Genomic DNA, 26,003 nt, shown 5'->3' with positions numbered 1-26,003 from the left:
GGTTGGAATGAGCAAACGAACATGGAGTACGATCATATCCTGTGCCATCATTATTGGTGCCGGGGCAGGAGGCGTGTTCTGGATACATCAGCATTCGGAGGATCAGCTGCAGGGCGGGCCCAGACTGGCTGTAGTGGCTGCAAAGGAAACGGAAACGACGGCAGCGAAGACGGCTTCCGGTACCAAGGTGAAGAAGACGCGCAAACAGATTATTGAGGAAAGTCAGAAGAAAGTGGTTACGATTGAGAGCAGCAGTGGATTGGGTTCCGGTTTTCTCTACAATGACAAGGGCGACGTCATCACCAATGCGCATGTGGTGGAAGGTTCAAAAGAAGTGACGGTCCGCACACTTAATCATGAGGAATACAAAGGGACGGTAATTGGAATCGGGGAAGAGACAGATGTGGCTGTCGTCAGAGTTCCGGATCTAAAAAAGCTTACGCCACTGACCATCGCCAAAGCTAAAGCCGAGACCGGAGACGAGGTATTGGCACTGGGCAGTCCGCTTGGGCTGGAGAACACAGTGACGACAGGCATTATTAGTGGTGTGGGCCGCAGCTTCGAGATTCCGCCGTACATTTACAGTAATCTGTATCAGATCTCGGCTCCCATTACCCACGGCAACAGCGGTGGACCATTGATCCACGCGGAGACGGGCGAAGTTCTTGGCATTAATTCGGCTGTCGTGGAGCAGGAGGGCGGCATTGGTTTCAGCATTCCGATCACCAGTGTGCTGAAGCAGGTGCAGGCATGGTCCGAGAAGCCGAACGCTACAACGGTGGTTCAGACGACAGGTGGTAACACCGGAACAAGTGGTATTTCTGCCGAGGCAGAGGGGTTGGTGACCAATTTCTATCTGAGTCTGAACCAAAGTGATTATGTTACCGCTTATGCACTGCTGGGCAGCGAATGGCAGAGTGGTACGAGTTATGCCAAATTCCGAGAAGGATACCTGAATACAAGCTACGTGACCATTAGCGGAATTTCTTCCACCGATAAAGGGAATGATGAGTTGGAAGTCACGGCGACCATTACAGCGGATGAGCGCAGGGACGGCGAATATGTGACCACGAAATATAAGGTGACGTACCAGGTCGGTTATGAGAATGGCCAGTTGAAAATATTGCATGGTCAAGGCAAAAAGATGAAATAATAAAATCAAAAGGAGAATCGGCATCGCGTCCATTCTCCTTTTTGATTGCCAAATTACCAGCGATCTGTTAAAATACAGAACGAATGTTCAGTATGTAAGGAAGAGAGTGATGGAATGAACAAGAAGCAACTGCAAACCGAGCAGACCAAGAAGAAACTTGCGGATGCCTCCAGAGCCCTTTTTGTACAAAAAGGCTATAAAGCCACATCCATTGAAGATATTGTGGCTGCCACAGGCAGCAGCAAGGGGAATATTTATTACCATTTTAAAAGCAAGGAAGGTCTGTTTCTCTATCTAATTGATGAGTGGGATCGGGAGTGGGAAGAGAACTGGGCTTCCAAGGAACATCTGTACAAGACCTCTACCGAGAAGATCTATGGACTAACGGAACAGCTTGTCCTGGATGACATGAACCATCCGCTGACCAAGGCAGCTGATGAATTCTTCACCGGCGAAAAGAAAGAGAACGATATTGAGGAACGAATCGCATTGATGTTTGAGCGGCATATTCAATTCAATAGACAATTGGTGCAGCAGGGCATTGAGAGTGGAGAGTTCAAGGAAGACAATGTTGATCACCTGGCGCTGATTTTGGAAAGTACCATTATTGGACTCAGCCAGTTATCTCGTGGGATGAAGCCCGAGGAGGCTGTGGCGTTGTACCGCCAGGCGGCGAATGTATTTCTGCACGGGATCGCCAAAAGCAAGGAATGAGATTGAAAATTACTAAGAAACAAAAGGGTTGTTTTAGCTATAACAAGCAACATTTTGACAATATACGGAGGATTCAATCATGGCATTACTGACAAGAAACAGGGGCGCACTCCTGCTATTAATGTTTAATATTTTTCTCGTGTTTACAGGTATTGGGTTGGTGGTACCCATCATGCCTGCGTATATGGATCTACTGCATATCACCGGGTTCACGGTGGGTTTGCTGGTAGCAGCATTCTCCTTCACCCAGTTTCTGTTTTCTCCGGTTGCGGGCAGGTGGTCTGATGCATTTGGCCGTAAAAAAATTATTGTAGGCGGCATGCTGATCTTTGCCGTATCAGAGTTTATGTTTGGTGCAGTCAATGCGCCAGTGCTGCTCTTCGCAGCTCGGATGCTTGGCGGGATCGGTGCAGCGATGATCTTCCCATCGATTATGGCCTATACCGCAGATATCACTACGGAAGAAGAGCGCGGCAAGGGCATGGGACTGATTAATGCGGCCATTACGACCGGATTCATCATTGGACCGGGAATCGGCGGATATATCGCGGACTTCGGCATTCGGATTCCGTTCTATGCGGCAGGGGTTGCCGGATTGCTGGCAGCCATCATTACCCTGATTATCTTGCCGGAATCGACACGCAGCACAGGTGAAGCAAGTAAACCTGCTGCAGGTACAGCAAAGGGCAAAACGCCCGGGATGGTATCCCAGCTGCTGAATTCGTACCGGGAGCCGTACTTCTTCAGTCTGATTATCGTATTTGTCATGGCATTTGGCCTGGCCAACTATGAAACCGTATTTTCTCTTTTTGTGGATCACAAATTCGGTTTTACTACCAAAGATATTGCATTCATTATTACGTTTGGTTCCATCGCGGGTGCAGTGGTGCAAGTATCCCTGATCGGCTGGCTGCTCAACCGGTTTGGCGAAAAGAAAGTTATTTCAATCTGTCTGCTCTTCGTAGCGGTGTTTGTACTGCTCACGCTATTTGTGCACACGTACTGGCTCATCCTGGTTGTAACCTTCATCGTATTTCTGGGGATGGATATATTGCGTCCTGCCATCAGCACTCAGATGTCCAAGCTGGCGGAGGAACAGCAGGGGTTTGTTGCCGGATTGAACTCCGCCTATACGAGCTTGGGTAATATCGCAGGTCCAATTGTCGCTGGAGCCTTGTTTGATGTAAATATTAACTATCCTTACGTTTCGGCTGCTGCCGTTCTGGCCGTCTGTTTCGTGTTATCTCTTCTGGTTCTAAGAGAGGTTAAGCCGGCAGGGCAAACCAAGACTGAAATGTAATTCGGCGGGAAGGACGTAAAGACACCGATTTTTGTTATAATAAGAAATGCTGGAAGTGAATACGATGGGCTGGGTTACGATAAAAGGTACCGAGGACAGTCATTTTTAAGCATATACAGGATTATTGGAGTGATGAAATGAGTAAAGCAAAGGGTAAGGGCGGCACCGGCCGCGGTACCGGCAAAAAAGGCTGGAATCGCTGGCAAGCCAGTGCCAATCGGGCGAAAAGTGCCCCGAAGCCTTATAAAAGCAAAGGCACGAAGAATAAAACCGATGCCGAAACGTCAAGTGACAAGTCCCAGTGAATGGGCACAAGATAAGATAGAAAAAGAGATCTTCCGTGAACATGGGAAGATCTCTTTTTTATAAGTCGGCAACGTAAAATCGGTTAATTCACTTGTTTAACTTTGAAGAATGAGATCAGTTCCTGCAGCTGCTTCGATACCGCAGAGAGTTCGTCCGAAGCACTGACAATGGACGCCATGGAAGCTTCCTGCTCAGCGATCGACTGTTCAATCTGCTTGCTGCTGTTAGCTGCCTTGCTAACACTTGCGGACAGCTCATCTGCTGTTGCAGACATCTCTTGTGTACTGGCTGAGATTTCCTCCGTAGAACTGGAGATATCCTGGATCTGATTCGCGACTTTGTTCGTGGCTGTCAGGATATCGCCGAAGAATTCACCTGTCTCCCGGGTAACCTGAGAACCTTTCTCTACTTCACGTGAACCCAGCTGCATAGCTTCGGCGGACTGTGCGATGTCCCGCTGAATCTCGTCGATTAGCGAGCGGATCTGATCGGCGGATTGCTGCGATTGTTCTGCCAATTTGCGAACTTCTCCTGCCACGACGGCAAATCCTTTTCCTTCTTCACCCACACGTGCTGCTTCGATGGAAGCATTCAGGGCGAGCAAATTGGTTTGTCCTGCAATGTCAGTGATGAGATTGACAATACCGCTAATCTCATTGGAACGGTTTTCCAAAGACTGGATGGACTTGGATGTGTGTTGTACGGCTCCCGAGATCAGATCCATTTGCTCAATGACTTGCTGCATTATCTCATGGCCCGAATAGGAGCGCTGTTCCATGCTCTGCGCTTCATCGGCAACCTCCGAGGAGCTGCTCGCGATGGTTTGGACAACGGTGGACATTTCCGTCATGGCACGTGCATTTTCTACAGAGGCCTGGTCCTGAGAGCGAAGGCCAAGGGAGATATCCCGAATATTCGTACTGATCATTTGAATATTGCCATTGTTATTTTCCGAGATCTCCAATAATTTCTTGGAAGAGTTGGACAGGTGATGTGAAGTCAGTTGGACTTTGGACATCGTATCATTGAATCGTTCAATCATCGTATTGAATTTCTGATTAATAATCCCCAGATCATCTCGTCCTGTCTGGATGGATACATCCAGATTCCCCGAGCTGGCAACATCGATGCCCTTCATCAGGTTGCGGATCGGAGTTAACGTTTTCTTCAACAGGATATATTGCAGAATCATGAACAGAAGCAGGAAACCTATAAGGAACATGCTGCTGTATGTAATCAGCTTATGGAGACCATTCGGGATGGCGTTGGCATCGACATCAAAGTAAATGGCGGCGTACACTTCACCCGCTGCATTCTTGATCGGATATATAATGGTTGTCCAGGTTCCATATTCATCTGTATAAAAGCTGCTTAGTGCAGGTTGCCCGTCCTTCTTCATGCCTTCCAGTGCTTTCGCGTTTTCTTGTGGGAGTTGGTACATGGAGCCTACAGCCAGATTCAATTCTTCAAAAGGCTGTACCAGGTTGGTCGGAACGGCGATGATGGACGTTTGGTTGCCTTCCGCAAGTTCCGTTCCAAAAATATAGGTTTGAGCAATGTTGGGATACAACTCATGAATGGAATCCAGATAGTCCCGCAGTTCTTTTTGTACCGGACCGTCATAGCTTTTTTCATTGATCGCTTCAAGTACTTTGGCCGTGTCCAGATCGTCTGACCACTTCTGGGTGGTCACCTTGGCCTGATCATAGAGCTGCTGACTGAGCACGTTTTTTTGCAGCTGATATCCTGCTGTAATCAGGATGATTCCAATCAACATAATACTACCGAAAGATATAACGAGGTTTTTGGCAAAGAAAGGCATGGTACTCCATCGAATCTTAGCGAACAACTTGTTTCTCTCCTTTTTCTAGCTAATTTTGATCTGTTCGTATATGCGAATCATTCCAGACTCTTCTAGGACCTCCAGACATGTTGTATTCATGGAATATATCGTAATAAAGTCATATGAATGTTAGTAATGAAAATAAAATGATGCTTTAGCACTAAAACTTTCAGTTTATTTTCGTATTTTTCATATTTTAATTGAATTGCTAAAAAAGCATGGCTATGCGGAGACTATAAAAAAGCCTCTCCAAGTATGAACGAGTCATACGGGGAGAGGTACTTTGAAAACTAGTGGTTTTCACTGTAGGTTTCGGTGTATTCCTTGTAATCATCCTTAGCCTGGTCAAATCGGCTCTCAAATGTCCAGAAAATAACCTGGGAGAAATGAGTTGCCGATTCCAAAAAAGTATATACATAACCGATCTTCATTCGTTCTACTTCCGTTCGCACTTCAACCTGCCATCCAGTCATTCCGTTAATGGTCACAGGTACCCGTTCTGAAATGGATGCATTCCCCTCCGGATTCACGTTATTCTCCATGATGAGATCGTAATAATCCTGCAGGGTGATGTCAGCTCCCACATCTTCCTTCGCCTCATGCAGAACAGCCATATAATCCTCATTGTTGACGAAAGAGGCCTGCAGATCCGCGTCAGGCACTAGGCTCAGGCTGGTTGACCAGTTGGAAGGAATTCGAATCTGGATATAACCATCCTTGCTGGTTAGCGTTTTTTTTACGATAGATGAACGTCCGGGATCTTCCGTTGTCATTTCATCATTAAGGATCTTGACCGACTCCGCAATCTGTACAAAAGTATCATGATCCTCGCTGGCCGAGCCGTCGGGGTGAAACAGGAAGATCCGATAGAAATGATTGTCTGTTTCCAAGGCAGCATTCAAGTAATAAACCTCTTTACCATTAAGACTTCCTTTGGATTCAATGACAGAGGCTGTTTTGGAATCCATGTTGAGCTTGTATGTATCCGTATCAGGCCCGGGCTCCAAGCCTGTGGAAAAGGGATCATTGAAAATATTGAATGCATCTTCGAGAGTTGATCCTGCGGCCAAGTCAGATTTGGAAACCCGGGTGATGGACAGCCCGCTATTTTCCTGTTGATCCGATGCTGTAAACAACATTTCTACGTTTTTGTTAGTATACTTCTTCCAATTGGAAGGGACAGAGACCTGAATTTCTTTATTATCCGATAATAAAGTATGCTCTTCCCCAGAACGTGTGGCAGCTTTAACCGTCTCTGTAGAAGAGTCCAAAGGAGTTTTTGACGATTCGGCAGAAGGGGATGTCGCACTACTGGAAGGCGAGCTGCACCCGCTTACTACGAGTGGAATGGACAGAACAATCATCATGGATAGTTTCATAGACTTTTTGAGCAAACTCATCAAGGTGTAATCTCCTTCGGCATGTAATATAAAAACAAGTTGATTAACAAAGGGGTATTTTACCATTTATATCATGTTTCGGGCTATAGGTGAAAATTCATTTATATACATAAAATACTGGCCATCGACTCCGCGAAGCTGTGATACAATAGGTGAGGTCTATACAGAAACGGCAACACGCATGAGGTCAAGGAGGAGCAGGAACACGATGAAATCAGCCCCGTTTATTGCGGTGGAGGGTGCGATTGGAGCGGGGAAAACCACGCTGGCAACGATGCTTTCCAAGGAATTGAACCTTCCGCTGGTGAAGGAAATTGTAGAAGAGAATCCCTTTCTGGCTTCCTTCTATCAAAATATTGACGAGTGGAGCTTCCAGCTTGAAATGTTTTTTCTATGCAACCGGTTCAAACAGTTGGAAGACACAGGTCTACACTATATTAAACAAAATACGCCCGTCATATCGGATTATCATATCTACAAAAATATGATTTTTGCCGAACGTACCCTGAAAGGAACCAAACGGGATAAGTACCGTCAGATCTACCATCTTTTAACCGATGATCTGCCCAAACCCAATTTGGTGTTATATATTGAAGCGGAGCTTGATACGTTAATGTACCGTATTAACAAACGTGGACGTTCCTTTGAGCAGGATATGGATCCGGCATATATGGAACAACTGATTGCGGATTACAAAACAGGCATGGCTTACTTGGCAGAAAGCGCCAATCCGCCTACGATTATTAAAGTGGATGCGGAGCAGTTGGATTTTGTAGAACATCCTGAACATTTCAGGCAGATTGTTAACCAGATAAAGGAGTATATCACATGAATAACTATGGCATTCCGGCGAATGCATTAATTACGGTAGCAGGTACGGTTGGCGTGGGGAAATCTACGTTAACGGCAGCACTTGCACAGCGTTTGAATTTCAAGACCTCTTTGGAACAGGTCGATCATAATCCATATTTGGAGAAGTTCTACCATGATTTCGAGCGTTGGAGCTTCCATTTGCAAATCTACTTCCTGGCGGAGCGCTTTAAGGAACAGAAGAAAATATTTGAGCTGGGCGGGGGATTCGTACAGGATCGTTCCATTTATGAAGATACAGGTATCTTTGCGCAAATGCATGCAGATCAAGGCACGATGTCAGCCACAGATTTCGAAACCTACAGCAGTTTGTTTGAAGCGATGGTGATGACACCGTATTTTCCGCATCCGGACGTATTGATCTACCTGGAAGGCAGTTTGCCGTCCATTTTGAACCGGATTACGGAACGCGGACGCGAGATGGAAATCCAGACGGATCGTTCCTATTGGGAACATATGCACGAGCGCTATTCGGTTTGGATTAATCAATTCACGGCTTGCCCTGTACTTCGTCTGAACATTGATGAATATGATGTGCATGATCCAGCTTCCGTAGATGCCATTCTGGCCCAAATTGCTGCAGTCATTCAACCTTCCAACGCATCGCAAGTGTATGTGTGACCGGTGTTTTCGCTATAATTGATGTGATTTTATAGATCCCTTCCTTCAGCTTTAGGCTGGTGGAGGGGATTTTTGCGTTGCATATAAATGATGTGAAATTACCCCAATGCCTTTCTCTTAATTTTCAGAAAAAAGCAGAAATTTGTTGAAAGAGAGCACATTTTGTGGTTTCATAAGAAAGGTGAATTCTGGAAAATTAGCATAAGCATGACTCAGGAGGGAAAGACACGTGGAAGAGAAACAAGGAATCAAGATTGGCTTGCCGATCATCGGCGGGTTAATTGCAGCAATTGTAGGGGGAGCCGTGTGGGCAGCAATCGCAGCATCGACCGAATATGAGGTTGGGCTTGTCGCGATCCTGATTGGGGCACTTACGGGGTACGCAGTGGTTTTGTTCTCCAACAAACGGATTGCAACGATACATAAAATCATCGCTGTCATTTTTGCACTTCTCGGCATTTTGCTGGGCAAATATCTTACGGTTATCTATTTTACATCCCAGCTGTTCGGTGATATCGGAATGATGGAGCTGGCGTTCGATGGTGAGATCATCAGTGAATTCTTCGCAACCATTACGGACTACTTCAGTGAGCCGGTTGATCTGTTGTTCATCGTACTGGCAATGGTATCCGCTTGGCAGATTCCGGGACGGATGGCGAAGACCAGCCTGGCATCACCAGCATCGTCATCGGACCATGCGCCAAAGGCGTAAAAAGAGACGGAGTCTGGTAAACGGAACAGTGCAAAACGGCTGCTGATTATAAAACTTAAAATGTACTCAGAGTGAAAGACCGGAAGGGGTCGATCACATTGCGGCTGAGATACAGGAGAAGGGACGTACGCCTAATGGCATACGTCCCTTCTTTGCAGTTGGAGTGGAATGGGATTTAATGAGGCAACCATTAGCTTTTGCGGTCGGCAAAGACTGCCATCGCATCCCTCATGAACAAGGCCAAGCCTTTACCAAATTGATCAATATTACGAGTAAAGCGCTCGTCATCCACATACATCTGTCCGAGTCCTCTGAAGGCCTCCGGAGAATAGCTGCCCATGTTGTTCAGACGGGTATACCATTCGGTAATCCCCTCTTGAGCCTCATCAGAGGCAGGGTCTGTATGACGAAGTTTCGCCAAGCGGGTGTAGATCTCGTTCATTTCATCGGATACAGCCTTCTGCTCCCTGGCAGATTTGTTCTGAAGTTTCCGGTTCGCTTCATCTACGACCTGGTCCCCCCAGCGTTCTCTTGCTTCCTGTTCATACGGATTTTCGCTGAAATCGAATCCTTCGAACTGTTCTTTTGTAGTCATATGAATCTCTCCTCTCATGTGCAGGACACTTCTATCAATCGTAGCGATCATGTGGTCGAGGCGCTGGCGCTTCTCCAGTAAAATACGGCGGTGCATATTTAGTGCTTCCTCCCGGTCAAAGGAGGGGTTGGTGATAATGCTTTTGATATCCTTCAAGGAAAAATCGAGCTCTTTGAAAAATAAAATTTGCTGCAGCATTTCCAGATTGGCATCTGAATACAATCGATATCCGGCAGAAGTGACTTCGTCCGGTGTCAATAATCCGATCTCGTCATAATGATGCAGTGTGCGCACACTGATCGAGGCAAGTTCGGCAACTTCTTTTACTTTCATGGCCATGTGGAATACCTCCTTACACCACCGATTGTACAGCGTCACGTTACGTGAGAGTCAACAGGTAATCATGTAAAAAAAAGACGCGAGCCATACGGCTTGCATCCCGGATAGAAAAGAGGAGCTTTGAAAAATTCATGAGGGTTGCCACTCAGGATGAACATCGTCGCCTCAGCGCGAAAAGGGGGAGGCGGTGCAGGGAGGCGCGGCTATGCCTGCAACCCGCGCACCGCCGCAGCGAATTGCGCAGCCGCTGCGCGCACATCGGCCGCGCCCGCGATGGCGGAGATGACGGCTACGCCGTCGGCTCCTGCCGCCATCACGGCGGCCGTGGTATCGGGCGTAATGCCGCCGATACCCACCACCGGAACTGCGATGCCTGCGGCGCGCAGTTCCGCCACCCCGGCGGGGCCCAGCACAGCGTGGGCATCCGCCTTGGATCGCGTCGGGTACATGGGCCCGACGCCAAGATAGTCGGCGCCCGCCTGCACGGCACGGCGGGCTTCCTCCACGGAGTGGGCGGATACGCCAAGCATCCGCCCTGCTCCGATGCGGGCGCGTACCAGCGCCGCGTCCGCATCGTCCTGGCCGACATGCATGCCGTCGGCCTCCACCGCCACAGCCAGCTCCACATCATCGTTCACGATGAACGGAATCCCGTGCTGGCTGCACACCTCGCGAAGTCGCATCGCAAGCGAGATGCGGTCTTCGCCTGCAAGTGCACCAGTTCCCTTCTCGCGGAACTGGAACAGCGTGATGCCGCCGGCGATGGCCTGGCGCAGCACATCCACTGGGTCCAGCGCGGTGTTTACGCTGCCCATCACCAAGTACACCTGCATCGCCCGGCGCACCGCTTCTGCATCCCATCTGCGCATCACTGCTCACCCCGCTGTCTGCGCTGATACGCAAAATGATTCGTCGGCCCGTGACCGCCCCCAATCCCGAGTTCATCCTCAATGGCTGCCTGAATGAATGCTCGCGCGGTCGTAACGGCAGCCAGTACAGACGAACCCTTGGCCAGTTCGGCCGTGATGGCGGCGGAATAGGTACATCCGGTCCCATGGGTGTGGCGTGTTACAATACGCACGTTCTCCAGATAATGAAAAGACGTGCCGTCATAGAGCACATCCACGATCATCTCGTTACCCTCAGCATGACCACCTTTGACCAAAGCATACGCAGAGCCCATGTGCACGATCTGCTTGGCGGCTTCTTCACGTTCCGCCAGATTCCGGATGCTCATCCCGGTGAGCAGCTCCGCTTCGGGTATATTTGGTGTCGTGATCAGTGCATGTGGAAGCAGCTCCGTGATGAGCGCCTGCACCGCCTCCTGTTGAAGCAGCGGGGCACCGCCTTTAGCAACCATAACCGGATCAATGACCAGATTGGACCAGCCGAATTGCCGCCATTTCTCGGAAACCAAACGAATGGTCTCTGCACTGAATAGCATGCCCGTCTTTACCGCCCCAGGCTGAAAGTCTTCACCCGTGGAATCGAGCTGCTGGGCGATGCCTTCCAGGGGAACCGGATATACCCCCTGAACGCCTAGCGTATTCTGGGCGGTAACAGCCGTAATGACAGACAAGCCATAAGCGCCCAGTTCCTGAAAAGTTTTCAGATCTGCCTGAATGCCTGCACCTCCGCCATTATCCGATCCGGCAATTGTGAGTGCCTGTGCCATACTCATCCTGCAACACCGCCAACCTGGCGAACTTGTGCCCGCTGCGCAAGCAATTCCGGATTTACCAGCGCAAGCTGGTTTAACAGCTCGATCTGGAAACTGCCCGGTCCCAGATGGGCTGTGCGCTCTGCCGCGATCTCGGCCGCAACCCCATAGAAGGTGAGTGCTTCGACAACGCTGCCGAGCAGTTCTTCTCCTGCCGGGGCAACCGCAGCAAAGGCACCGATGATGGAGCTGAGCAGGCACCCTGCGCCAGTGACTTGGGTAAGCAGGGCATGTCCGTTTTGTGCCAGGAATGTCGTCTGTCCATTCGTAATGACATCCTCGCGTCCGGTGATAACAACTACACAGCCGAGCTTTTGCGCTGCCCGCTCGGCTATCCCGATGCGGTCTCCTTCTCCTTGGCCTGCGTCCACGCCCTTGATGCTCCAGTTCTCGCCAATGACATTGGCCACTTCCGCCACGTTACCCCGCAGGACTGTGAGGCGAAGCTCACGCACGAGCATCTGAACCGTTTCTGTGCGATAGGCTGTTGCACCTGCGCCGACTGGGTCCAATACGACAGGTACATGATTGGCATTGGCCGATTGTCCGGCGAGGCGTATGGCCTGGACAACCTTGTCATCGAGTGTGCCAATGTTGAGCACGACCGCTCCGGCCATTTTAGCGACATCGGCTACCTCTTCATGCGCGTAGGCCATGAAGGGAGAGGCGCCAAGTGCGAGCAGACCGTTGGCCGTAAAGGGAGCAACCACGAGGTTGGTGATATTGTGAACAAGTGGATTTTGAGTACGAACACGTGCCAGATATGACATATAAAATTTCCTCCTGATAAGCCATTATTTTTATAGCAGCAACTGAACATTTTTACTCCTTCTGCAAGTTGATAAACGCATCCTCGGCCTGTACCGAATCCGGAACCAATTCACGTTGTACCAGCCACTTCCGCACGTTATCCCAGGAGGAAGGTTCCTGCCAGCCGAACGCGATACCTTCTTCAGTCATGAGCGGCAGCAGAATGTCCAGGCTTTTTGTTTCAATTTCCCGATCCAGCGGGGACGTCTCATTTTCGTGTGCGAGCAGGATGTTCAATGCTTCTTCCGGATGCTCGATCACATCGTTCTGACCTTCCTGGATCGCTTTGACGAAACGGGTGAGCTGATCCTTCTTGGCCTCAATGCCCTTGTCACTTGCCGTGAGAACGAGTTCGTAATAATCCGGTACGCCGTAATCGACTGGATTAATCGACTTAACGGGATGACCTTCTTTCTCGAGAATCAACTGTTCATGATTGATAAAACCACCCATGATCGCATCGGCCTGACCGGAGGCAAGCGAAGGGATCAGATCAAAACCGACATCCACCAAATTCATGCGGTCCGGATCGCCGCTATCCTGACTCATCATCGTACGCACCATGGCTTCATATAGGGGAACGGAGGAATACCCTACCGTCAGTCCTTCAAGATCTTTGGGCGAGTTCACGTTGCCGTCTGTTTCTGTCAGCAGATGAACGAGTGGATGCCGAACGACAGCGGCAATGGATCGTACAGGAATGCCTTCTCCACGAGCTAGCAAAATTTGTGGCTGATAGCTCAGCGCCAGATCCACTTTGCCAGCAGCTACAAGCTTGAGCGCATCATTCGTATCAGCAGGCATCTGAATGTCCACATCAAGGCCCTGGTCTGCGAAATACCCTTTTTCCTGTGCAACGTATATAAAGGAATGGACTGCGTTCGGATACCAGTCGAGCATGATGGACAATGAATCATGGTCACCAGACGACGATCCGGTTGTTGTTGAATCTGTGCCCTGAACCTGGGGATCGGAATCGGACGATGATGGGTTGTCACCCGTATTGCCACAACCGCTGACGATCAACAGTAAACAGATGAGGGCAGGAAGCAGGATGTGAATGAGTTTCTTTTTTCTCATGGATAAATGGGCCTCGTTTCGTTCATTTTTGTTTGGTTCCAATCGCTGATATGTTTCAAAGAGATCGACAGGAAGGAGCAGCACTTGTTATCTCATTGCGATTGCCCTTTAATCGACTTTTCTCTGCCTGCATGGTCTGCATTCCGCTTCAATCCAAGGGCTCGCTCCAGCCAGGCAATAAGCACGAACAGACCGATGCCCAGCAAGGATAACAGCAGAATGGAGGCAAACATTGCGTCGGTATTCATGCTACTGGACATTCTGCGGCTGAAATAACCAAGTCCTTTGCTGCCTCCGAGCCATTCGCCAATGGTTGCGCCGACCACGCAGTACACCACCGACATCTTCAATCCTGAAAAGAAAGAGGGGAGCGCAAGAGGTACCTGAAGCTTGCGGAACAGATCCCACTTGCTTGCTCCCATGGTCATCAGCAGTTCGCGCTGTTCCGGGTCGCCTTGACGGAGACCATCATAGGTGCTGACCACAATCGGAAAGAAAGCGATCAGAAACACCACAGCGACTTTGCTCCAGAGTGTGTAGCCAAACCACAGAATGAATACAGGAGACAGGGCGATCAGTGGAATCGTCTGGCTGATTACGATGAAGGGATACAGCGCCTTTTCAATCGAACGGCTGAGGTGCATGCCAGCGGCCAGTGCGCTTCCGGCAACGATGGACAAGCCGAAGCCAACTGCTACCTCCATCAATGTGGCAGGCAGATGGGTTCCCAGGAGCAAATGCCTATGCTCAACTAGAGAACTCGCTATTGATGTAGGTGCAGGGATAATGAAAGAAGGGACCCAGCCCAATCGCACGATGCATTCCCAGCCAGCCAGCATCAGGAGGAGAAGCACAGCGAACAAGGCATAGCGGGCAAACCATCTGCTGACGTTAAAGCTTCGCATGTAGTTGTTCCTCCAACCGTTGTCGCATCTGTATAAGATCGGGATCGTAGACCATGTCCGAGTGTCTCGGACGGGGCAGAGGCACCGTGATGTCCAGCAGCTGTCGACCGCCAGGAGTCAGAAGGACAATCCGGTCACTTAATAACAGGGCTTCTTCGATATCATGCGTGATGAACAGCACCGTTTTGCCGAGGCTTTCCCACAATTCTAGCAGCCAGCGATGCATCTCCCGCTTGGTCATGGCGTCAAGCGCGCCAAAGGGTTCGTCCAGCAGCATCAGCTGTCCTCCTGTCAACAACGTGCGAAGCAGGGCGACCCGCTGCTTCATGCCGCCGGACAGTTCGTCCGGGTAGGCATGCTCATAGCCGGATAAGCCGAATCTGTCGAGTCCGGCCATAATGTCAGCGCGCAGCTTCACCTTGTCCTGCTTCCTCGGGGCAAGCTCCGAGGGAAGCAGGCAGTTCTCCATAACCGTCCGCCAGGATAACAGCAAATCCTTCTGCGGCATGTAGGCGACTCGACCAAGTCGCTGTCCTGGCGGCACCCCAGCAATTTCGATCGTGCCGTCTGTCGGTTCAAGCAAGCCTGCCAGCAGCTTGAAGAGTGTACTCTTGCCCGACCCGCTGGAGCCGATCAGCGAGACGAATTCTCCCTTTTTTACACACATCGACACATTGGAGAGCACGGGGGAATGTCTCTGATCCGGAAAAGTAAAGGTCATGTTGTCAATCTGTACATCGTTGCTCATTTGGTTTCTTGACCCCCTTGGAATAAAAACTGCCTGAAAGGAAATGCACGTTATTTGCGATCTGTATGTAAGTAAACGCGAAAAAGCCCGCCCATTTCCGGAGAAATGAGTGGGCCTGTTAAGTTCAACCGATATTCATGTTCATATGAATATGAAAAAATCCGTTAACTGAAAGTCCGCTCCACTTCCCTCCGCTGGTATGATCCAGATCAGGTTCAAAGGGTCCGAATACATTCATTCGTCTCAGCCGCAAGGCTCCCCTAGTGCAATCGTTCAAGATATGCAGTTGTGTACACAGCATATATCACATTCCCGCGAGATGTAAAGAGGGCGGCTTAAAAGAAGTGTGCGTAAAGAAGTTAGGAAAGTGACCTATTCTAATTGTTTGAATGTAACAGTGAATCAAGCTCACCGATCAGACGGGCAATCTGTTCAGGTGTGCCAATCGTAATCCGAAGCCAGGAAGGCATGCCGAATTCGGCACCGCCGCGGACAGAGATGCCTCTGTTTAACAATTCTTTGGTAATCGGGCCACTATCCTGCAACAGATCCACCATCATGAAATTCGTTTCGGAAGGGATGTAGGGTAACTTCCAATGATCAAAGGACTGCATTAACGTTTCCCGTCCCTGACGATTGTAGTGCAGGCAATGAGAAACAAATTCATGATCATCCAGGCTGGCTGAAGCAGCGGCTTGGGAGGTGGCTGTCAAACTGATGGGCAGCTTGACCCGGTTAATGCCTTCAATGATGCTTTCATTCCCGATGCCATATCCAATTCGCAGGCCGGCAAGTCCATATATTTTGGAGAAGGTTCGCAAAATAATCAGATTATTATACTGCTCCAGCAGCTTAACCGTATCAGGATAATCTTCACTTTCCGCAAATTCATAATACGCTTCGTCCAGGACAACCACGACATGGGAGGGCACATGTTCGAGTAAACCAAGCAGGGCATCTGCCGTGAAAATGGTTCCGGTTGGATTATTCGGATTGCACAGCCAGATGATTCGGGTAGAAGCATTGATCCGCTGCCGGAATTGCTCCAGGTCCAGTGAATGGTTGACCAAAGGCACTTCATGAATAACCCCGCCTGCCAGCAGCGTAGCACCCTTATACCAGTTAAAGGAGGGAACCGGAATGAGTGATTCCTCGCCGGGATTAAGATAGGCTTGGGCGGTAAGGGTTAGGAGCTCGAATGATCCACTGCCAAATACCAGTTGGGAGGTACGCACACCCAGACGTTCCGCAAGTTTGTCACGCAGCAGTTGGCTGGAACCGTCGGGGTATTGAGCCAGAAGATCGGAGCTCAGCGATCTGACTGCTTCCGCTGCCAGGGGAGAAGAGCCAAACGGATTCTCGTTCGCTGCAAGTCGATCTACACTTTCCAGTCCCAATTCCCGCCGGATCTGTTCCATGGATTTGGCAGGTGTATAAGCCGGAATTTGATTTAACAGATCTTTAACAGGAGGAGAGGGAACGGTTGAGAGGGATTGCATAATCATACCTTCTTTCCAGTGGAATTAGATCGAGAATGATATCTGTTTCTGGGCTATCTGCTGTGGTGTCTCTTGTGGAGGAGTCAACAAGCGATTTAGAATAAGATTTTCAAAATGAGCAAACCCGCTGTCCCGAACACGTGGACGCTCCAGCGTAATTCGGGTATCCATCGTTATATGACCATCCTCGATTAACAGCACCCTGTCAGCCAGCGCAACCGCCTCACTGACATCATGAGTGACCAGAATGACAGTCAGATCTTCTTCTACCCACAAGCGTTCGATTAATTGCTGCATCTCAATTCGGGTCAATGCATCCAATGCACCCAGCGGTTCATCCAGCAGCAGTAAACGCGGATGACTTGCGAGTGCCCGTGCCAAGGCAACACGTTGTTTTTGTCCGCCAGATAATACCCCCGGCCAGTCACCTTCACGCTCTCCAAGTCCTACATTGCGAAGCGACTGGCGTGCATCTTCCTTGTTCTTGTCGGGGATTCCCAGCCGTACATTGTCGAGCACGGATTTCCAAGGCAGCAGTCGGGCTTCCTGAAACAGAAACCGTGTCTCTGGTGCTGTACTGCCAAGCTTTCTGTTGCCCAGCATAACGCTTCCGGAAGAGGGGGATTCCAGCCCGGCGATCAGACGCAGCAAAGTGCTTTTGCCACAACCACTTCGTCCAACGATGGCTACAAATTCCCCTTGTCTTACATTGACATTGATGTCGGATAGAATTGTCCGCTGATCATACGATTTCTGAACCCTATCTACTTGAAGAAAAGGACTGATCTGACTTGTGCTCATGGATCAATTCACGCTCCTTTGGCTTTACTTGCGGGATAGAGCCGGGTTCCAGCGCAGCCAGCGCCGTTCCAGCCATTTGGCGATGGTATCGGACAGCTTGCCCAGCAGGGCATATAGCAGAATGCTTAAGACGATTACATCCATCTGCATGAATTCCCGCGCATTCATCGCCATGTAGCCAATCCCCGCATCCGCCGCAACCGTCTCGGCTACGATAAGGGTCAGCCACATAATGCCAAGTGCATAACGAATACCCACGAGAATGGAAGGCAGTGCACCAGGTAGGATAATGTCTTTATAAAGGGACCAACGGCTGAGGCCATATACTTTGCCCATTTCAATCAGACCGGGATCGACCGATCGTATGCCGTGGAACGTATTCAGATATACCGGAAAGAATACACCCAGGGAAACGAGAAATAATTTTGCTTCTTCACCGATCCCGAACCACACAATAACGAGGGGGATCAAGGACAGATGCGGAATGTTACGGATCATCTGTACCGAGGAGTCGGCGATCTTTTCCGCAAGGGAGGAGATGCCGTTCAGCACTCCCAGCAGAAAACCCAGACCCCCACCAATGAGGAATCCTCCCAAAGCTCGTCTGGCGCTAATACTGATATTGTTCAGTAGTTCACCGTTACCAAGCAGACGAATGAAGGCCTCCAGTACTTGAGCGGGACGGGGCAAAATATTGGCTGCAACAACTCCGGATGCAGTCAGCCATTGCCACAGAGCCAGAATGAGTAGTGGTACAACAAAAGGAAAGAACTGGTTAAACCATGCCCGGTTAAAGGTTTTGGACCGCACGTTATGCCTACCTCCTTGCTTCCTTCGTTATTGACTACCTGGAGCTGGAAGTTGATCTTGAAGTGCATCACTCCAGAATGTGCTCACATCGACTGCCTGCCCAAAAATTCCCGCTTGCTGAAACGTATCTGCTACGTCCTGTTCGGACTTGATGGCCTCATCAGAAATGGCAACAATACGTGATGGGCGTTGTGCTTCTCCATCCGTGTAGGTCTTAAGGGCTTGTTCCACCGGCTGGTGGGTATTGTCTGCTGTAATTTGAGCCCACGCATCCTTATTGGCACGAGCCCAATCATTGAATTTGTTGATTCGCTCCAGATAATCGGCTAGGGCCTCTTTCTGTTCCGCATTTGCAATAGCCTGATCGGACGCGGCTACAAGGAAGCTGCCTGACAGGATATCTTTGGCGCTGGCGAGCGTTGTTGCTTCATTCTGATGTGCGGAGATGATGGCATTGCCGTAACTGGCAAGGGCATCCACTTTCCCGCTAATCAGGGCGCTGAGTCCGTCGGCTGTTGAAAGTTCGACCGGACTGATTTCACTCCAGGTTAGTCCGGCTTCCTCCAGCATTTTGAGCAGGAAATAGTGGGCTGTTGTATTTTTTACGAAAGCAACTTTCTTGCCTTTCAGGTCAGCAACTGATTTGATAGAAGAACCTTTGGGAACAACGACCTCCTGATTTAAGGTGCTGCCTTGTTGTACCGCAATAATTTTGAAGTTTCCACCATTGGCAGCCTGAGATGCAAAAATGGGCGGAATTTCACTGGTCACACCAAAGTCCAATTGATTTGCAGCCATCGCTTCGAGGATCAGGTTACCTCCCTGAAATACGTTATAAGTGACTTTATAGGGGGTGTCATCGAGTCCGGCGGCTTTTAGCCCCAATTCGAGATTGCCCCATCCGGTCTGACCAACCCGAATAGTAACGTCTTTATTCGAAGCAGCTGATGCTACTGTCGGTGTTGTGCCTGTACCGGCGGCCTGATTATCAGTTCCGGCAGAGCAACCGGAAATCAGCAACAACAGAAGCGCGCTCAGAAAGGCAGTTAAGGGAAGAGTGTACTGGCGGTTTGGAGGGATCATAGGGAGGAAACCTCCTTGGTGTATGTACTGCTTTCACTAGACTGACTGGATTCTATGAATGTTTGGCCGATGCGGTCTGCCTGAAGGATGGCTTCGGTTACCTGCGCCGTGCTAACTCCGAAGGAGAGATGTGCCGCACTGCCTTCCCGCAGCTGTAGTCCTGCTGCAATGTGCGCAGCAGCTTTCTGAGGCTGTTGTTGTATGCCGAGTTGGGCAAGAGTGATAGGCAGATTCAGCTTATGTAACAGAGTGGTCAGCTCCTGAAGCTCATCCCCTGCTTTGCCTTCAAGGATCCACTGGGTGAAAAGTCCAAAGGCTACCTTTTCTCCATGCAGTGAAGCGTGTGTTTCGGGTAATTTGGTGAGGCTATCATGTAGCCCATGAGCAATTGCGGCATGAAGTGATCCATCGCTAATGCTGCCTACAAGGCCTGCAAGCACAATAATGGCGTCGGCAACATCACGGAATTGAGGTGTACTACCGGTTGTATCAGTGGATTCATAGACATCGATGGCGTGCGCTTCGAGAATATCGAGTGCAAGCTTGGCAGTGCTGACACTGTTTCGGAGAGTGAGGCTGGTGGCGTTGCCACTTAGATTAACGGCGAACTCATGCCATTTTACGAGTGTGTCACCGATCCCAGCGGCCAAATACCGCCTTGGTGCACTCGCCAGAATATGAGGATCAGCCAGAACAAGATTAGGCGAACGGCGCAGCGGACGATATCCTGCAGATTGGCCCTGTTCATCATAGAGCACGGTTAAGGCAGACCAGGCAGCGCAGGTTGCAGCAATCGTTGGGACCGTTACAATGGGCAATTGGGCTTGCTCGGCCACCGCTTTGGACAGATCGAGCACTTTACCACCACCGACGCCGATAATCAGATCAACATCCAGATCGAAAGCTTGCTGCGTAAAAGTATCAATCTGGCCTATCGTAACCTCACCGTAAAACAATTGCACATGGAACTTGATCTTATGCTCCTCCAGTGAAGGAAGAAGGTAAGGCTTTACGGCTTTTAATGCAGACTCACCGGCGATGATCAGAACATGCTGCCCAAGCTGTGCAATCCGTGGACCACTTTGCTCAAGAATGTTAGCTTCGTGTACATATACTGCAGGTGCCTTAACAGTAATCATGAATACACTCTCCTCATATCTTATTATTCTTACGTTTTAACTTGGTTTTAAATTATTTAGATTCTAGCATTGCGTTTCGGCAACCACAATAACCCGGACAATCAATACATCCTATACTTCGATTGAAAGAATCTATAGGTGAACGTAATTAATGGATTCGAGGAGAAAAGGAAATTAACAGGCTGGTCGATTTACCTTGGCTTCCTAACCCGATATAATGGGGATGGCACATATGAGCCGGATTACAAATGAGGGTGGGACTGTTCTCCCTCTAAGCAGAATGGGGACCCCGAATTGAAAACGTTCAAGAAAGTATATATTGAAATTACAAGCATATGTAACCTGGCATGCAGCTTCTGTCCACAGACCAAACGTGCCAAAGGATTCATTGACCCTGAAGTCTTCAACAATATATTGGATCAGATTAAACCACATACCAAACATATTTATTTGCATGTCAAAGGGGAGCCGTTACTTCATCCGAAAATTGATCTGTTACTGGATTCCGCGCACGAGAAGGGATTCAAGGTTAACATTACAACGAACGGTACGCTGCTGCCCAAAACCCAGCACAAGCTTCTTGGCAAACCGGCCTTGCGGCAAATGAACTTTTCGCTGCACAGCTTCGATGGGCACGAAGGGTCGACGGACCGTGAGGGGTACTTGAGCAACATTTTATCCTTTGCCCGGGAAGCTGTGAAACACAATGTGATCATCTCGTTCCGACTCTGGAACCTGACGCAGGATAACTTTACGAATGCCCAGATGAATCGCAATCGGGAAACCCTGGAGGTACTGGAGCGCGAGTTCAACCTGGATTTCCGCATTGAGGAAAAGGTGGTTCCAGGCAGCGGCGTCAAAATCGCGCCGAATGTGTACCTGAATCAGGATCACGAGTTCCAGTGGCCAAGTCTGGATGCACCGGAAGATGACGGCAAAGGCTTCTGTCATGCGCTGCGAAGTCAGGCAGCAGTTCTGGTGGACGGAACGGTTGTCCCATGCTGTCTCGATGGCGAAGGCGTCATTAATCTGGGCAACGTTCACGAGAAGTCATTCTCTGAGATTGTCGAAGGCGAACGAGCGAACAATCTGGTTTATGGTTTCTCCAAGCGTGAAGCCGTAGAGGAACTTTGCCGGAAATGTGGATATCGCCAGCGGTTTGGAGCTTAACAAGAATTGGAGGGTTCTTTGACCTTACCCGAGATCATGTTGACTGGAGACAGATAACATGGTCTTTTTTTATTTTCAGAGCATTTTTTTCGCGTTACAGGCTGTAAATAGAGCACACCCGAAGTTGAGATCAGCACATCTCATGCGGAGGCGATTAGCTGAGAATGCCGAGACAGCAGGCAGCAAGCCGCAATGGATACACCTAATCTAATGATTATTATCGTTACCCTCCTTTTTTGGTAGGATCAGGATAGGTTCCAGAGCAGAGGTGCACCTCTGGGGTTCCGGGAAGACAAGCTGGCTTGAACACCAATATATCTGAATAAGGGAGGATTTATGCATGAAAAAAATGTTAGCGTTGCTGTTGTCCGCAGGTCTGGTCGCTTCCGTATTTGGTGCATTACCCGTGTCTGCTGCTCCCGAAATTGTAAAGACAACGATTATCGTCAAGAAGGGCGAAACTTATGATGGTAAAGGAAAAAGTGTAGCCGCAGATCCAAACACATTGGGAGATGGTAGTCAGGCCGAGAACCAAAAGCCCATTTTCCGCCTCGAGGCGGGAGCTACGCTGAAAAATGTAGTCATCGAAGCACCGGCAGCCGATGGTGTACATTGTTATGGCAACTGCAATATTCAGAATGTGACCTGGAATGATGTTGGGGAAGATGCACTTACGCTTAAATCTGCGGGGACTGTAAATATTACAGGCGGGGCAGCGTACAAAGCCTACGACAAGGTATTTCAAATGAATGCATCGGGAACGATTAACATTAAAAATTTCCGAGCTGATGATATCGGCAAGCTGGTACGCCAAAATGGGGGAACCTCTTACGCGGTAACGATGAACGTGGACAGCTCGAATATCTCCAATGTCAAAGATTCCATTCTGCGCACAGACAGCAGTTCTACAGTGGGCAAAATTACGAATACCCGTTACTCCAAAGTACCTACGCTGTTCAAGGGATTTGCTTCAGGCAAAACAAGTCAATCCGGAAATACACAATATTAAATATCAGGATTATAAAGGTGTCCGCGAGGATGCCTTTTTTTGACGTATGAAGGTTATGCTGTCATGCCAGAATACTGCCTGTAAGGGATTGCCACAAATACCCATGTGGTGTACATTAGTAGCAATGAAATAAAGTGAACCGGGAGCTCAATGAAGTTGGGCTGAGATTGCGGCCTTGTGCCGCTGACCGTATATCTGATCTGGGTAATGCCAGCGTAGAGAACATGGATTCATGATGAGTATCTTGTGTGGAAAATTGGAACGGATCATCTCTGATTGCGAGCGGGAGTATGCTTGCTGGTGAAAGGATCCGTTTCGATTTTGTTCTGCATGGTTCGAATCGTGATGATTGTACACGATACGTATGGCCTGCCCGGAACCGGGGAGGCTTTTTTGTTTTCATTCTATAACCCGAGGGGAACAGAGGAAGGAAGTTGAGAACATGTCAACAGCAGTGCGCAGCAACAAATTAAAGTTAACCGATATTTTGGTGACCATTGTAATCGCGGTTGTATTCGGGGTCATCTACAAAATATGGGGACCGACGTATGATCTGATGAAGCCTTTCGGCGTTCATGCGGAACAGATGATTTATGGCATGTGGTTTATGGCGGGCACTTTCGCCTATATCATCATTCGCAAACCGGGGGTGGCCATTCTGGCTGAAGTCGCGGCTTCAACCGTGAGTGCTTTTCTCGGGAGTGAATGGGGGATGTCTACTTTGGTGTACGGTCTGCTGCAAGGCCTTGGAGCAGAAATCTTCTTCGCCGCGTTTTTATACCGGAAAACGAACCTGTTCGTTACCTGTCTTGCCGCCATCGGGGCAGCAGCAGCCTCTCTTTTGCTGGACTATCAATACGGTTATATTGATTCACTCTCCGCGTGGAACTATACGCTGTTTATCGGTTTCCGCTTCATTGGAAGCATCCTGATTGCCGGTGTGTTTGCTTATTATCTTGCCAAAGCATTGGAACTCACAGGCGTCACCCGATCTTTGAGACCTGTCTCCAAGCAGGATTATGAGGCATTGGACTAAATGAACGGAGAAGGGAATTCGCAGGCGGTAAGTGTCACCAATCTTAGATGCAAGTTCCCGGGAGAGCAGGACCTGGTATTCCAGAGCTTGTCTCTCTCTGTGCGTAAAGGGGAAAAAGTGCTGCTGCTCGGGCCAAGCGGCTCGGGCAAGTCCACGCTGCTGCAAATTTTGAGCGGCCTCATTCCGCGGTCTGTAGAGATACCGATGAAATGTGATGAGATCCAGGTACCCACCCAGTCGGGTATTGTCTTTCAGGACCCGGATACCCAGTTTTGCATGTCCTATACGGATGAAGAGATTGCCTTTGTACTCGAAAACCGGAATATTCCACGGGAACAGATGCCGGACCTAATCCAGCAGGTTCTGGAGCAGGTAGGGCTTTCTTTTGAACATCATCGTGTATTGATTCAATCCATGTCACAGGGTATGAAACAGCGCCTTGCCATCGCCTCGATCCTTGCCATGGAACCGGATGTCCTGTTCCTGGACGAACCAACGGCACTGCTGGATGATGAAGGAACAACTCAGGTATGGAATACGGTGAAGCAGATCGCACGGAACAAGACGCTCATTATCGTGGAACATAAGATTAGTGAGGTTGTGGATGTGGTTGACCGAATCATCGTACTGTCGCCCGATGGGAAGATCGTGGCAGATGGCCCGGCGAATCAGGTGTTTGCAAATGAACGGAATATGCTCAGGGAGTACGGCATCTGGTATCCGGGTGTGTGGGAAGAACGTGGAGCAGGGAGGATGGAAGAAAAGACACCTATTTCTGAAAAGGATCTCACATATCCGCCCTTCGTTTGTGTGGATGCCGAGAAGGATGATTCCAAGGCACCTGGTTCACTCCAGCCTGCACTGGAATTGAAGCAATTCACCGGATGGCGCGGGAAGAGAGCGGCAGTGCAGATTGATCAGGCAGAAGTGTTTCACGGAGATTGGGTAGGGATCGTTGGAGCCAATGGCGCCGGAAAAAGTTCATTATTGCTTTCCCTGATGAATATCCTGAAAACGACGGGTCATTATCGTGTGGAAGGACAGCATCCAGGCAAGACCAGAGAGCTGGCTGACCGCATCGCATTTGTTTTTCAGAATCCGGAGTTCCAATTTGTTACGAACTCGGTCTTTGATGAGGTGGAATTTTCATTGCTCGGCGGAGAGCTTACTGCGGAAGAACGGCGTGCCCGGACCCACGATATGCTGGAGCAATTTGGACTGGGAGAGCTATCCGGGCGGCATCCGTATCAGTTATCGATGGGACAGAAACGCCGTCTGAGCGTAGCCTCTGCCATGGTTCGGAAACAGCGGATATTGCTGCTGGATGAACCCACATTCGGCCAGGATGCACGCAATACATTTGCGATGCTGGCACAGCTGGAGCGTCTGCGACGCGAGGGGACGGCCATTGTAATGGTTACGCATGATCAGGAGATCGTAAACAGATATTGTACTAAAGTGTGGACCGTAGACGAGGGGAGGGTTGCGCATGCAGCTGTCGTTTCCTCACCGTGAAACCTGGCTGCACGCCGTGAATCCGGGACTAAAAGTTATTTTTCTGACGCTGATGTTTGTCTTGGTTATCCTCATTCACAATCTGAACGTTATGGTTAATGTAGCTGTTGTGATGCTTCTGTTACTATGCTGGACGGGTCACCCTTGGTACCGATTGCTCCTGTATGCATCGCCGTTTATATTGATATTTATCTCCACCTCCACAGGCATGATGATGTTTGGGAAAGGCGAGACAACATGGTATAAATTTGGACTGATACATATCACGGAAGAAAGCTTCTATCGTGGACTGCACCTGGGATTTCGATCTCTGAGTATGGCGGCTGCCGGGCTACTGTTTGGTCTAACTACCCGCCCGGTTCGTCTGTTTTATTCACTCATGCAGCAATGGAGGCTTCCACCCAAGTATGCCTATAGCTTTCTGGCCGCAATGCGCATGATTCCGATCTTGCTGGATGAGTTCCAGACGCTGCGTTATGCGATCCGTATTCGTGGCACGCAGCAGCGTGTCTCGCACTGGAACGTATACGGAACATTGAAGCGTTATGCCATTCCCCTGCTCGCACAGAGCATCCGGCGCGCAGAGCGCATGGCAATCGCCATGGAGGCAAAAGGATTCGCAGATGGCGCAAGCCGGACGTATTACATCCGGATCGGGTATTCCTGGGCGGATCTATGGTTTGTATTATATTTTATCGCGTTTCTTACCATAGCTTATACGATAGGCTGGGCCTTCCCTTATTACCCGGCAATGTTGGATGTTAGGTGAGCGTGGACAGGAGATATTTTTCGCAGGGGGAGTAACTTTTTCTTCTTCAAAACGTC

Annotated in this window: 27 protein-coding genes and 1 riboswitch; of the genes, 13 read left to right on the top strand and 14 right to left on the bottom strand. The window is 49.5% G+C overall.

Features of this window, described 5'->3' with window-relative positions; translation table 11 throughout:
• The first annotated feature begins 7 nt into the window (after window positions 1-7).
• The 4 genes from HP552_RS23125 (at window position 8) to HP552_RS23110 (ending at window position 3,472) form a co-directional block, all read left to right on the top strand.
• Window positions 8-1,153, top strand: coding sequence for a S1C family serine protease (locus HP552_RS23125; RefSeq protein WP_175397747.1), 1,146 nt, complete (start codon window positions 8-10; stop codon window positions 1,151-1,153).
• Between the two features lie 114 nt (window positions 1,154-1,267).
• The gene (locus HP552_RS23120) at window positions 1,268-1,867 is read left to right on the top strand and encodes a TetR/AcrR family transcriptional regulator (RefSeq protein ID WP_175397746.1); all 600 of its coding nucleotides are present in this window, start codon (window positions 1,268-1,270) and stop codon (window positions 1,865-1,867) included.
• Between the two features lie 79 nt (window positions 1,868-1,946).
• A complete protein-coding gene (locus tag HP552_RS23115) occupies window positions 1,947-3,167 on the top strand; it encodes an MFS transporter (protein ID WP_175397745.1) in 1,221 nt (406 codons plus the stop codon).
• Between the two features lie 137 nt (window positions 3,168-3,304).
• The gene (locus HP552_RS23110) at window positions 3,305-3,472 is read left to right on the top strand and encodes a DUF3934 family protein (protein ID WP_175397744.1); all 168 of its coding nucleotides are present in this window, start codon (window positions 3,305-3,307) and stop codon (window positions 3,470-3,472) included.
• Window positions 3,473-3,555: 83 nt separating this feature from the next.
• On the opposite strand, the gene HP552_RS23105 is transcribed toward HP552_RS23110, so the two are convergent.
• Together HP552_RS23105 and HP552_RS23100 are read right to left on the bottom strand one after the other, a co-directional pair.
• Window positions 3,556-5,295, bottom strand: a complete 1,740-nt coding sequence (locus HP552_RS23105) for a methyl-accepting chemotaxis protein (RefSeq protein ID WP_175397810.1) — start codon at window positions 5,293-5,295, stop codon at window positions 3,556-3,558.
• Window positions 5,296-5,606: 311 nt separating this feature from the next.
• Window positions 5,607-6,716, bottom strand: a complete 1,110-nt coding sequence (locus tag HP552_RS23100; protein ID WP_175397743.1) for a hypothetical protein — start codon at window positions 6,714-6,716, stop codon at window positions 5,607-5,609.
• 208 nt (window positions 6,717-6,924) lie between these two features.
• Between HP552_RS23100 and HP552_RS23095 the strand changes: the two genes are divergently transcribed.
• The 3 genes from HP552_RS23095 to HP552_RS23085 all read left to right on the top strand — a co-directional run bounded on the left by HP552_RS23095 (window position 6,925) and on the right by HP552_RS23085 (window position 8,919).
• Window positions 6,925-7,548, top strand: a complete 624-nt coding sequence (locus HP552_RS23095) for a deoxynucleoside kinase (RefSeq protein WP_175397742.1) — start codon at window positions 6,925-6,927, stop codon at window positions 7,546-7,548.
• Entirely contained in the window at window positions 7,545-8,207 is a 663-nt protein-coding gene (locus HP552_RS23090; protein ID WP_175397741.1) for a deoxynucleoside kinase, read from the top strand. The genes HP552_RS23095 and HP552_RS23090 overlap by 4 nt, the downstream gene beginning before the upstream one ends.
• Before the next feature lie 229 nt (window positions 8,208-8,436).
• Window positions 8,437-8,919 carry a hypothetical protein gene (locus HP552_RS23085; protein ID WP_312884334.1) on the top strand — a complete coding sequence of 161 codons (483 nt, stop codon included), beginning with the start codon at window positions 8,437-8,439 and terminating at the stop codon, window positions 8,917-8,919.
• Window positions 8,920-9,109: 190 nt separating this feature from the next.
• On the opposite strand, the gene HP552_RS23080 is transcribed toward HP552_RS23085, so the two are convergent.
• The 12 genes from HP552_RS23080 to HP552_RS23025 all read right to left on the bottom strand — a co-directional run bounded on the left by HP552_RS23080 (window position 9,110) and on the right by HP552_RS23025 (window position 20,448).
• Window positions 9,110-9,853, bottom strand: a complete 744-nt coding sequence (locus tag HP552_RS23080) for a MerR family transcriptional regulator (RefSeq protein ID WP_175397740.1) — start codon at window positions 9,851-9,853, stop codon at window positions 9,110-9,112.
• Window positions 9,854-10,056: 203 nt separating this feature from the next.
• Window positions 10,057-10,722: a thiamine phosphate synthase gene (gene thiE, locus HP552_RS23075; protein WP_175397739.1), complete on the bottom strand. Its 666-nt coding sequence runs from the start codon at window positions 10,720-10,722 to the stop codon at window positions 10,057-10,059.
• Window positions 10,722-11,534 carry a bifunctional hydroxymethylpyrimidine kinase/phosphomethylpyrimidine kinase gene (thiD, locus tag HP552_RS23070; protein ID WP_175397738.1) on the bottom strand — a complete coding sequence of 271 codons (813 nt, stop codon included), beginning with the start codon at window positions 11,532-11,534 and terminating at the stop codon, window positions 10,722-10,724. The genes thiE and thiD overlap by 1 nt, the downstream gene beginning before the upstream one ends.
• Window positions 11,531-12,343 (bottom strand): hydroxyethylthiazole kinase, encoded by an 813-nt coding sequence (gene thiM / locus HP552_RS23065; protein WP_175397737.1) that lies wholly within the window; start codon window positions 12,341-12,343, stop codon window positions 11,531-11,533. The genes thiD and thiM overlap by 4 nt, the downstream gene beginning before the upstream one ends.
• 52 nt (window positions 12,344-12,395) lie before the next feature.
• The gene (locus HP552_RS23060) at window positions 12,396-13,463 is read right to left on the bottom strand and encodes an ABC transporter substrate-binding protein (protein ID WP_175397736.1); all 1,068 of its coding nucleotides are present in this window, start codon (window positions 13,461-13,463) and stop codon (window positions 12,396-12,398) included.
• 92 nt (window positions 13,464-13,555) lie between these two features.
• Window positions 13,556-14,368, bottom strand: coding sequence for an ABC transporter permease (locus HP552_RS23055; RefSeq protein ID WP_175397735.1), 813 nt, complete (start codon window positions 14,366-14,368; stop codon window positions 13,556-13,558).
• The gene (locus HP552_RS23050; protein ID WP_175397734.1) at window positions 14,355-15,116 is read right to left on the bottom strand and encodes an ABC transporter ATP-binding protein; all 762 of its coding nucleotides are present in this window, start codon (window positions 15,114-15,116) and stop codon (window positions 14,355-14,357) included. Before HP552_RS23050 ends, HP552_RS23055 begins: the two co-directional genes overlap by 14 nt.
• A 169-nt stretch (window positions 15,117-15,285) precedes the next feature.
• Window positions 15,286-15,388: riboswitch (TPP riboswitch) on the bottom strand.
• 105 nt (window positions 15,389-15,493) lie between these two features.
• Window positions 15,494-16,615, bottom strand: coding sequence for a histidinol-phosphate transaminase (hisC, locus tag HP552_RS23045; RefSeq protein ID WP_175397733.1), 1,122 nt, complete (start codon window positions 16,613-16,615; stop codon window positions 15,494-15,496).
• 24 nt (window positions 16,616-16,639) lie between these two features.
• Entirely contained in the window at window positions 16,640-17,416 is a 777-nt protein-coding gene (locus HP552_RS23040; protein WP_127538417.1) for an ATP-binding cassette domain-containing protein, read from the bottom strand.
• A 24-nt stretch (window positions 17,417-17,440) separates the two neighbouring features.
• The gene (locus HP552_RS23035) at window positions 17,441-18,226 is read right to left on the bottom strand and encodes an ABC transporter permease subunit (protein ID WP_175397732.1); all 786 of its coding nucleotides are present in this window, start codon (window positions 18,224-18,226) and stop codon (window positions 17,441-17,443) included.
• A gap of 27 nt (window positions 18,227-18,253) precedes the next feature.
• Complete coding sequence (locus tag HP552_RS23030) at window positions 18,254-19,309, bottom strand: ABC transporter substrate-binding protein (protein ID WP_175397731.1); 1,056 nt, start codon at window positions 19,307-19,309, stop codon at window positions 18,254-18,256.
• Window positions 19,306-20,448 (bottom strand): iron-containing alcohol dehydrogenase family protein, encoded by a 1,143-nt coding sequence (locus HP552_RS23025; protein ID WP_175397730.1) that lies wholly within the window; start codon window positions 20,446-20,448, stop codon window positions 19,306-19,308. The genes HP552_RS23030 and HP552_RS23025 overlap by 4 nt, the downstream gene beginning before the upstream one ends.
• A 294-nt stretch (window positions 20,449-20,742) precedes the next feature.
• Here HP552_RS23025 and HP552_RS23020 point away from each other — a divergent pair, with 294 nt between their 5' ends.
• From HP552_RS23020 to HP552_RS22995, 6 genes are all read left to right on the top strand, one after another.
• The gene (locus HP552_RS23020; protein ID WP_095288619.1) at window positions 20,743-21,618 is read left to right on the top strand and encodes a radical SAM/SPASM domain-containing protein; all 876 of its coding nucleotides are present in this window, start codon (window positions 20,743-20,745) and stop codon (window positions 21,616-21,618) included.
• Window positions 21,619-21,958: 340 nt separating this feature from the next.
• Entirely contained in the window at window positions 21,959-22,627 is a 669-nt protein-coding gene (locus tag HP552_RS23015) for a pectate lyase (RefSeq protein WP_175397729.1), read from the top strand.
• A gap of 300 nt (window positions 22,628-22,927) precedes the next feature.
• Window positions 22,928-23,065, top strand: coding sequence for a hypothetical protein (locus HP552_RS23010; RefSeq protein ID WP_175397728.1), 138 nt, complete (start codon window positions 22,928-22,930; stop codon window positions 23,063-23,065).
• 4 nt (window positions 23,066-23,069) lie between these two features.
• A complete protein-coding gene (locus HP552_RS23005) occupies window positions 23,070-23,663 on the top strand; it encodes an ECF transporter S component (protein ID WP_175397727.1) in 594 nt (197 codons plus the stop codon).
• Window positions 23,664-25,178, top strand: a complete 1,515-nt coding sequence (locus HP552_RS23000; protein ID WP_175397726.1) for an ABC transporter ATP-binding protein — start codon at window positions 23,664-23,666, stop codon at window positions 25,176-25,178.
• Window positions 25,153-25,947 (top strand): energy-coupling factor transporter transmembrane component T family protein, encoded by a 795-nt coding sequence (locus tag HP552_RS22995; RefSeq protein ID WP_175397725.1) that lies wholly within the window; start codon window positions 25,153-25,155, stop codon window positions 25,945-25,947. Before HP552_RS23000 ends, HP552_RS22995 begins: the two co-directional genes overlap by 26 nt.
• Window positions 25,948-26,003 lie beyond the last annotated feature (56 nt).

The sequence above is a fragment of the Paenibacillus xylanilyticus genome (assembly GCF_013359935.1).
In the GTDB taxonomy this organism is placed as follows: Bacteria; Bacillota; Bacilli; order Paenibacillales; family Paenibacillaceae; genus Paenibacillus; species Paenibacillus xylanilyticus.
Note: the sequence above shows the minus strand (reverse complement) of the source record. Positions and strands in the feature narration are given on the sequence as shown.

Coding starts and splice junctions, on each gene's coding strand:
- HP552_RS23125 (WP_175397747.1), top strand. CDS start 8: ATGAGCAAACGAACATGGAGTACGATCATATCCTGTGCCATCATTATT.
- HP552_RS23120 (WP_175397746.1), top strand. CDS start 1,268: ATGAACAAGAAGCAACTGCAAACCGAGCAGACCAAGAAGAAACTTGCG.
- HP552_RS23115 (WP_175397745.1), top strand. CDS start 1,947: ATGGCATTACTGACAAGAAACAGGGGCGCACTCCTGCTATTAATGTTT.
- HP552_RS23110 (WP_175397744.1), top strand. CDS start 3,305: ATGAGTAAAGCAAAGGGTAAGGGCGGCACCGGCCGCGGTACCGGCAAA.
- HP552_RS23105 (WP_175397810.1), bottom strand. CDS start 5,295: ATGCCTTTCTTTGCCAAAAACCTCGTTATATCTTTCGGTAGTATTATG.
- HP552_RS23100 (WP_175397743.1), bottom strand. CDS start 6,716: ATGAGTTTGCTCAAAAAGTCTATGAAACTATCCATGATGATTGTTCTG.
- HP552_RS23095 (WP_175397742.1), top strand. CDS start 6,925: ATGAAATCAGCCCCGTTTATTGCGGTGGAGGGTGCGATTGGAGCGGGG.
- HP552_RS23090 (WP_175397741.1), top strand. CDS start 7,545: ATGAATAACTATGGCATTCCGGCGAATGCATTAATTACGGTAGCAGGT.
- HP552_RS23080 (WP_175397740.1), bottom strand. CDS start 9,853: ATGGCCATGAAAGTAAAAGAAGTTGCCGAACTTGCCTCGATCAGTGTG.
- thiE (WP_175397739.1), bottom strand. CDS start 10,722: ATGCGCAGATGGGATGCAGAAGCGGTGCGCCGGGCGATGCAGGTGTAC.
- thiD (WP_175397738.1), bottom strand. CDS start 11,534: ATGAGTATGGCACAGGCACTCACAATTGCCGGATCGGATAATGGCGGA.
- thiM (WP_175397737.1), bottom strand. CDS start 12,343: ATGTCATATCTGGCACGTGTTCGTACTCAAAATCCACTTGTTCACAAT.
- HP552_RS23060 (WP_175397736.1), bottom strand. CDS start 13,463: ATGAGAAAAAAGAAACTCATTCACATCCTGCTTCCTGCCCTCATCTGT.
- HP552_RS23055 (WP_175397735.1), bottom strand. CDS start 14,368: ATGCGAAGCTTTAACGTCAGCAGATGGTTTGCCCGCTATGCCTTGTTC.
- HP552_RS23050 (WP_175397734.1), bottom strand. CDS start 15,116: ATGAGCAACGATGTACAGATTGACAACATGACCTTTACTTTTCCGGAT.
- hisC (WP_175397733.1), bottom strand. CDS start 16,615: ATGCAATCCCTCTCAACCGTTCCCTCTCCTCCTGTTAAAGATCTGTTA.
- HP552_RS23040 (WP_127538417.1), bottom strand. CDS start 17,416: ATGAGCACAAGTCAGATCAGTCCTTTTCTTCAAGTAGATAGGGTTCAG.
- HP552_RS23030 (WP_175397731.1), bottom strand. CDS start 19,309: ATGATCCCTCCAAACCGCCAGTACACTCTTCCCTTAACTGCCTTTCTG.
- HP552_RS23025 (WP_175397730.1), bottom strand. CDS start 20,448: ATGATTACTGTTAAGGCACCTGCAGTATATGTACACGAAGCTAACATT.
- HP552_RS23015 (WP_175397729.1), top strand. CDS start 21,959: ATGAAAAAAATGTTAGCGTTGCTGTTGTCCGCAGGTCTGGTCGCTTCC.
- HP552_RS23005 (WP_175397727.1), top strand. CDS start 23,070: ATGTCAACAGCAGTGCGCAGCAACAAATTAAAGTTAACCGATATTTTG.
- HP552_RS23000 (WP_175397726.1), top strand. CDS start 23,664: ATGAACGGAGAAGGGAATTCGCAGGCGGTAAGTGTCACCAATCTTAGA.
- HP552_RS22995 (WP_175397725.1), top strand. CDS start 25,153: ATGCAGCTGTCGTTTCCTCACCGTGAAACCTGGCTGCACGCCGTGAAT.